The organism is Aeromicrobium panaciterrae (genome assembly GCF_031457275.1).
Lineage (GTDB): Bacteria > Actinomycetota > Actinomycetes > Propionibacteriales > Nocardioidaceae > Aeromicrobium > Aeromicrobium panaciterrae_A.
Window position 1 is genome coordinate 2,811,089 of record NZ_JAVDWH010000001.1, and the last position, 7,152, is coordinate 2,818,240.

Annotated in this window: 6 protein-coding genes; 5 read left to right on the plus strand and 1 reads right to left on the minus strand. The window is 63.5% G+C overall.

Annotated features, from left to right (window positions below; translation table 11 throughout):
* Positions 1-106: 106 nt before the first annotated feature.
* Positions 107-934: a hypothetical protein gene (locus J2X11_RS14395; RefSeq protein WP_309972246.1), complete on the plus strand. Its 828-nt coding sequence runs from the start codon at positions 107-109 to the stop codon at positions 932-934.
* Positions 935-990: 56 nt separating this feature from the next.
* On the opposite strand, the gene J2X11_RS14400 is transcribed toward J2X11_RS14395, so the two are convergent.
* Positions 991-1,491: a MarR family winged helix-turn-helix transcriptional regulator gene (locus J2X11_RS14400; protein ID WP_309972248.1), complete on the minus strand. Its 501-nt coding sequence runs from the start codon at positions 1,489-1,491 to the stop codon at positions 991-993.
* 56 nt (positions 1,492-1,547) lie between these two features.
* Between J2X11_RS14400 and icmF the strand changes: the two genes are divergently transcribed.
* The 4 genes from icmF to J2X11_RS14420 form a co-directional block, all read left to right on the plus strand.
* Positions 1,548-4,757: a fused isobutyryl-CoA mutase/GTPase IcmF gene (gene icmF / locus J2X11_RS14405; RefSeq protein ID WP_309972249.1), complete on the plus strand. Its 3,210-nt coding sequence runs from the start codon at positions 1,548-1,550 to the stop codon at positions 4,755-4,757.
* 23 nt (positions 4,758-4,780) lie between these two features.
* The gene (locus J2X11_RS14410) at positions 4,781-5,284 is read left to right on the plus strand and encodes a thioesterase family protein (RefSeq protein WP_309972252.1); all 504 of its coding nucleotides are present in this window, start codon (positions 4,781-4,783) and stop codon (positions 5,282-5,284) included.
* Positions 5,281-6,027: a helical backbone metal receptor gene (locus J2X11_RS14415; RefSeq protein ID WP_309972254.1), complete on the plus strand. Its 747-nt coding sequence runs from the start codon at positions 5,281-5,283 to the stop codon at positions 6,025-6,027. The genes J2X11_RS14410 and J2X11_RS14415 overlap by 4 nt, the downstream gene beginning before the upstream one ends.
* Before the next feature lie 73 nt (positions 6,028-6,100).
* Positions 6,101-7,152, plus strand: a 1,052-nt coding sequence (locus J2X11_RS14420) for an HNH endonuclease signature motif containing protein (RefSeq protein WP_309972257.1), incomplete at its 3' end; no start/stop codon positions are given.

Here is a 7,152-nt window from a genome sequence, read left to right on the forward strand (position 1 = left end):
CTCGTGCTTCCTACCTGGCCCACAACTTTCTCGAACACACCACAGGTGAGACTTCCCCGTGACAGACTTTTTCGATCCAGAAAGCTTCCACAAGGGGGAAACCCACATGCGTTCCACCATCGTTAGGCGCCTTGGCGCGGCCATTTCTGTATTAGCGCTCGCACTGAGCCTCGGGACCGTGCCGTCCTCGGCCGACGAGTCCCCTGAACCATTCAGCTCCAAGTCCAACGTCCTCGAAGATCGACCGAATGCGCGTCTCGCGACCGGAGCCGATCTCGCCCAAGCCGGCGCGGCCCGTTCGTCCGGCGGGGCAGCCATCTCCGTAACTCCGACCGTCAACGTCACCGAGCTCAAGGCCCACTCGGCCGTGTTGAACCACCCTGACGAGAACTTCATCTACGTCGACGTCGCCGTCAGCGACCCTTCCAACATCGCGTATCTGACGCTGTCCCTCAGCGTCGACGGCGAGAAGTCCGGCCCGTACGAGATCTTCTTCGACGGGGAGCACACATTCGTCGTCGTCAACGACGCCGTGGGACTGGGCAGGGCCAAGTTCTACGGTACGAAGGTCTACTACACGCCCGAGACCGGCAAGTTGCCCACGTGGGACTCGACCGACAGCAACTACTTCTATGTCCGTCGCGATATCTACTTCGAGGCGACTGCTGGCTACGAACCTTTTGACAACACCAAGGAGTTCTACGTCGAGGACATGGGGATCTACTCTCCGACGATTCACAACTTTAGGGCTCTTAGCTCCATCAAGCTGCAGTACAAGACTGGCGGCGAATGGAAGACCAAGAAGACGATCACCATCGACGATGACGGCTTCGGCAGCTACACGTTCACCAAGAGCACGAAGTACTACTACCGAATTATCTCGGGCAAGACCTCGACCTGGGTCGGGTTCAAGAAAACGTTCCCGAAGATCTAGGTCTGAACGCGCAAGCCCCCGCCTCTGTTGAGGCGGGGGCTTCGCTTTGCTCTGAGTTAGAAGTCGCCAGCGGACGAACGGAGTGTGCGCAGCAGCGCGTATGTCTTGTCCTGGTCCTTGTCGCTGAGCCCGTCGATCGCGAAGTCGATCGCCATCAGGGCCTTGGTGGACTGCTCCAGTACGTCTTTGCCCTTGGCGGTCAGCTCGGCGAGCGTACGGCGACGATCCGCCGCGTCCGGCAGGCGCTTGACCAGGCCTTGGGCCTCGAGGCGATCGATCGCGTTGGTCACGGAAGTCGGGTGCACCATGAGGCGCTCACCAATCTTGCTGAGCGGGAGCGAACCCTCGGCGCTGAACGAGATCAGCACCAGCACCTCGTAGCGAGCGAATGTGATGTCGTACGGCTTGAGGGCCCCGTCGAGCTCCGCGAGGATCAGCTGCTGCACCCGCATGATGGAGGTCGCGAGCTTCATGGACCGGGACTCACCGATGCGATCGGTCCAGATGTCACCGGCCCGCTCGATCGGGTCGAAAGGCAGCTTCGGGTCCGTGCTCACATGTCCATACTAGGTCAGGTTCGCATTTAGTAGGACGACCGACTATTTTAATACCTATGGTTTTGCACCAGCCGAAGCATCCCGTACGTTTCGTCACCGCCTCCGCACTGTTCGACGGCCACGACGCATCGATCAACATCATGCGCCGCATCCTCCAGTCGCAGGGCGCAGAGGTCATTCACCTCGGTCACAACCGCTCGGTTGCCGAGGTCGTTGACGCGGCAGTCGACGAAGACGTCCAGGGCGTGGCGGTCAGCTCGTACCAGGGCGGACACGTCGAGTACTTCGAATACCTCACCGAATCGCTGCGCGAACGCGGCGCCGGCCACATCAAGGTCTACGGCGGTGGCGGTGGCGTCATCGTGCCCGAAGAGATCGAGCGCCTTCGCAAAGCCGGCGTCACGATCTTCTCCCCCGAGGACGGCCAGCGCCTCGGCCTCGTCGGCATGATCAACACGATGATCGAGGCCTGCGACACCGATCTGTGGCAGGAATCCCAGCCCTCAGCCGACGCCGTACGCTCCGGCGACCGCGGCGCGCTCTCGCGAGCCGTGACAGGCGCCGAGCTTGGGCAGCTCGACGATGCGTTCCTCACCAAGATCCGCGAGGCCTCAGCCGCTTCCGGTACACCAGTGCTTGGCATCACCGGTACGGGAGGCTCGGGCAAGTCATCGCTGACCGACGAGATCGTTCGTCGCTTCCGCCTCGATCAGCAGGACAAGCTCCGCATCGGTGTCATCGCGATCGACCCGACCCGCCGCCGCGGTGGCGGCGCCCTGCTCGGTGACCGCATCCGGATGAACTCCCTCGACGGCGACCAGATCTACTTCCGCTCGCTCGCGACCCGCGGCAACCACGAGGTCCCCGAGTGCCTGCCCGTTGTCATCGACCTGTTCAAGGCCTCGGGCTATGACCTGGTGATCGTCGAAACTCCCGGTATCGGCCAGGGCGACGCCGCGATCGTGCCGTTCGTCGACTGCTCGATGTACGTCATGACGCCGGAGTTCGGCGCTGCATCACAGCTCGAGAAGATCGACATGCTCGACTTCGCCGACATCGTCGCGATCAACAAGTTCGAGCGCCGCGGCGCCAAGGACGCACTCCGCGACGTCGGCCGCCAGCTCGTACGCAACCGCGAGGCCTTCGGCAAGAAGCCCGAAGACATGCCGGTGTTCGGGACCTCGGCCGCGACGTTCAACGACGACGGCGTGACGGCGCTCTACCAACACTTGATCTCGCTGCTCGGCCCCGCTGGGCTCGAGCTGGCACCAGGCATCCTGCCGATCGCGGACGTACGCCACTCCAGTGGCATCGACCAGGTCGTACCGCCCGAGCGCACCCGCTACCTCTCGGAGATCACCGAGGCCATCCGCAGCTATCACGCGACAACCGACAAGCTCGCCGAGCAGGCGCGACGCGTACAGCGCCTGGAGGCCGTGTCGCAGGAACTGACCTCGGACGAATTGGCCGGCTTGCTGGACGATGCTCGCAAGGAGCTGCCCGCCGACGTCACGGCTCAGATCGAGGGCTGGCCCGCGGTCGTCGAGTCGTACGAGGGCGACGAGATGGTCGTCAACATCCGCGACACCGAAAACCGTACGGCGCTGACGCGCGAGTCACTGTCCGGCACCAAGGTGCGCCGCGTCAGCCTGCCGAAGTACACCGACCACGGTGACCTCGTCACATACTGGCGCAAAGAGAACCTGCCGGGCTATTTCCCGTTCACCGTTGGCGTGTTCCCGTTCAAGCGCGACGGCGAAGACCCGGCGCGTATGTTCGCCGGCGAGGGCGACCCGTTCCGTACGAACCGACGCTTCAAGCTGCTCTCGGAGGACGGTTCGGCGACGCGACTGTCCACGGCCTTCGACTCCGTGACTCTGTACGGCCGCGATCCCGATCTGCGCCCCGACATCTACGGCAAGGTCGGCACCTCCGGCGTCTCGGTCGCGACACTCGACGACATGAAGGCCCTGTACGACGGATTCGACCTGGTCTCACCGACGACATCCGTCTCGATGACCATCAACGGTCCGGCTCCGACCGTCCTGGCGTTCTTCCTCAACACCGCCATCGACCAGCAGGTCGACTTGTTCCGCTCCGAGCACGATCGCGAGCCGACCGAGGACGAGCACAGCATCCTCATGCGCCATGCGATGCAGAACGTACGAGGCACGGTTCAGGCCGACATCCTCAAGGAGGACCAGGGCCAGAACACCTGTCTGTTCTCCACCGAGTTCAGCCTGCGGATGATGGCCGACATTCAGGAGTGGTTCATCGCGAACCAGGTCCGCAACTTCTACTCGGTCAGCATCTCCGGCTATCACATCGCCGAGGCTGGGGCTAACCCCATCAGCCAGCTCGCTTTCACGCTGGCCAACGGGTTCACGTACGTCGAGGCCTACCTCGCGCGCGGCATGGACATCAACGACTTCGCGCCCAACCTGTCGTTCTTCTTCTCCAACGGCATGGACGTCGAGTACTCCGTGCTCGGCCGCGTCGCCCGCCGCATCTGGGCCATCACGATGCGCGACAAGTACGGCGCCAATGAGCGATCGCAAAAGCTGAAGTACCACGTACAGACATCCGGACGCTCCCTGCACGCGCAGGAGATGAGCTTCAACGACATCCGTACGACGCTGCAGGCGCTCATCGCGATCTATGACAACGCCAACAGCCTGCACACCAACGCGTACGACGAGGCCGTCACGACCCCGTCGGAAGAATCCGTACGTCGCGCACTCGCGATCCAGCTCGTCATCAACCGCGAGTGGGGCCTGGCGATGAACGAGAACCCGACACAGGGCGCGTTCATCATCGACGAGCTGACCGACCTGCTCGAGGAAGCCGTGCTGCTTGAGTTCGACCGCATCAACGAGCGCGGTGGCGTGCTCGGCGCGATGGAGACCGGCTACCAGCGTGGGCGCATCCAGGACGAGTCGATGCTCTACGAACAGCGCAAGCACGACGGTTCGCTGCCGATCGTCGGCGTCAACACGTTCCTCAACCCGCACCCCGAGCGCGAAGCGCATCCCGTCGAACTGGCTCGCGCGACCGAGGACGAGAAGTCGTCCCAGCTGCGCCGCGTGCAGGAGTTCCACGCCACGCACAGCGTCGAGGCAGCCGCGGCGATCGACAAGCTCAAGCACGCAGCGATCAACCACGAGAACGTGTTCGCTGCGCTGATGGATGCTGCTCGGGTCTGCTCGCTGCAGCAGGTCACCGAGGCGTTCTTCGAGGTCGGCGGCCAGTACCGCCGCAACGTCTGACCTGCGGCCAGTATCGTCTCAGCGTGAGCAGCCTCCCCACATACGAGCAGATCGTCCAGCTTCCGGCCCTGTTTGACCGGACCGTTCCCGATGAGTTCATCGACGAGAACGGCCACATGAACATCGGCGACTACTTCCGGATCTGCTCCCACGCGCTCTGGAAGGCCACGATCACGGCAGGTCTTGGCGAGGAGTACATCGAGAAGCACGAGAAGAGCATGTTTACCGTGGAGCAGCACATGCGCTACTACGGTGAGCTCCGGCTCGGCCAGCACTTCACGGTGCACACACGATTGCTCGAGCGCTCGTCGCGGGTCCTGCACGGCATGTCGTTCGTCGTCGACCAGGAGAACCGCACGCTGGCCTGCACCCAGGAAGCCACGCTCGTCCACGTGAGCACAGCGTCGCGATCGTCGGTCGACTTGCCGTTGGCGATCGGCGAAGCGCTCGACCTCCAGATCGACGCCGGCGATGCCCTGGGTTGGGACGCTCCCGTATGCGGTGCGATGGGCCTCCGCAAGCGATGAAGGATGACCTCGGCCATCCGGTCGACCTGACTGCTCCGGCTCGCCGCGTGGTCTCGCTCGTACCGTCGTTGACCGAGGCGATCGCCGCCACCCGTCCGGAGGCGCTGGTCGGCGCCACCGACTGGTGCACACATCCCGCCGACCTCGATGTCCCGCGGGTGCGCGGCACCAAGAACCCCGACCGAGCAGCGATCGCAGCTCTCCAGCCCGACATCGTGCTGGCCAATCGCGAGGAGAGCCGGGAGCTCGACGTTCAGCGGCTCCGCGATGCGGGCATCAGCGTGTGGGTGACCAAGATCGAGACAGTCGACGAGGCCTTCGCCTCGATGGCCCGTATGTTCACGGGTCTGGGGTGGGAATCGCCGGGCTGGCTCGCGGAGGCTCAGGCGGTGTGGGATGTCCCGGCCGTAGCTTCTGGCCGTCGCGTTGCCGTACCGATCTGGCGGGATCCGTGGATGGTGGTCGGCTCCCGTACGTTCACCGGCGATGTTCTCGCGCGGCTTGGTCTGGTGAACGCCTTCGGCGACTTGCCCGATCGCTATCCGCACGTCGAACTCAGCGAGATCGATCGGGCCGGCATCGATCTCATACTGCTGCCCGACGAGCCATACGTGTTCACTGCCGATGATGGTCCGGAAGCATTCACCCAGGTGCCGACCAAGCTGGTGTCAGGGCGCGCCCTGACTTGGTATGGACCCTCGATGCTCACCGCTCGCGACGAGCTGCTGCAATCCACAATCTGATCTCTGTTTTTTGCTGTCCACAGAGCCGATTTCGAGCATTTCTGTTGTCGGTAGAGGGTACTAGTTTTGACGTATGCGCACAGCACTCGACACCGGCCAGGAGATCCTCGACAGGATCGCCGACCTTGAGCTGCAGCGCGCTCAGATCGAAGCCAAGACAGCTGCGCTGATGCTCGAGTTCTCCGACCTCCGAAGGAACGAAGCCGAGCGCCACGACGACCCGCGTGTACGTGACATGGAGATCAGCTTCGCGGCGGACGAGCTCGGCGTTGTTCTTCATCAGCCAACTCGGACGGTGCAGGTTCGTCTGGCCGACTCCCGACGCATCCGCAACCTGATGCCACTGATCTGGACCGCCTACCGCGAAGGCCGGATCGACGGCTTTCGGGTCAGCCTGATCGCTTCAGCGACTGCGAAGCTGACGACTCAAGAGAACCTGATCCACCTGGACGGGACCATCGGCGACTACGCCGCCACACACACCACCGCTCAGTTGAAGGCCAAGCTCAACCGGTTCGTCGCCACTTGGGAGGCCAGCGATGCGGCCGTCAAGGAAGAACGCGCGAAGCGCTCCGTGTGGGTCAACCACCAGGACGACGGCATGTCCTTCCTCACCGCCTACATCCCCACCCCAGACGCACTGTTGATCGACGCGATACTCACCGAGCGCGCCAAGGCGGTCTCCGACGACCGGACGCTCGATCAGCGTCGGGCTGACCTGTTTGTCGAGCAGATGCGCGGCACCACCGACGGTCAGACCACCAGCACCCGTGCCGTCATCGGCATCACCGTCCCGGTCACCTCGTTGGCCGGACTCGACGATCTTCCCAGCGAATCCTTCGACAGATCGTTTGCCCTCCCCGCTCAGATGGTCCGCGAGATGACCGAACAACCAGGGACCCTGTGGTTCCGGATCCTCACCGACCCACTCGGACGGATCCTTGACACCACTGAACCCAGACCATTCCCCTCAGATGCACTCCGCACATCGATCCAAGCTCGAGACGGCACCTGCAGATTCGCGACCTGCTCCAGACCGTCGATGGAGTCAGACCTCGACCACGAGATTCCCAGACCTGACGGTCCGACCAACGGCACCAACCTCCGGGCACTCTGCCGAAGGCA

Excerpts from the sequence above, each read along its gene's own strand:
- J2X11_RS14395 (WP_309972246.1), top strand. The coding sequence starts at position 107 with ATGCGTTCCACCATCGTTAGGCGCCTTGGCGCGGCCATTTCTGTATTA.
- icmF (WP_309972249.1), top strand. The coding sequence starts at position 1,548 with ATGGTTTTGCACCAGCCGAAGCATCCCGTACGTTTCGTCACCGCCTCC.
- J2X11_RS14415 (WP_309972254.1), top strand. The coding sequence starts at position 5,281 with ATGAAGGATGACCTCGGCCATCCGGTCGACCTGACTGCTCCGGCTCGC.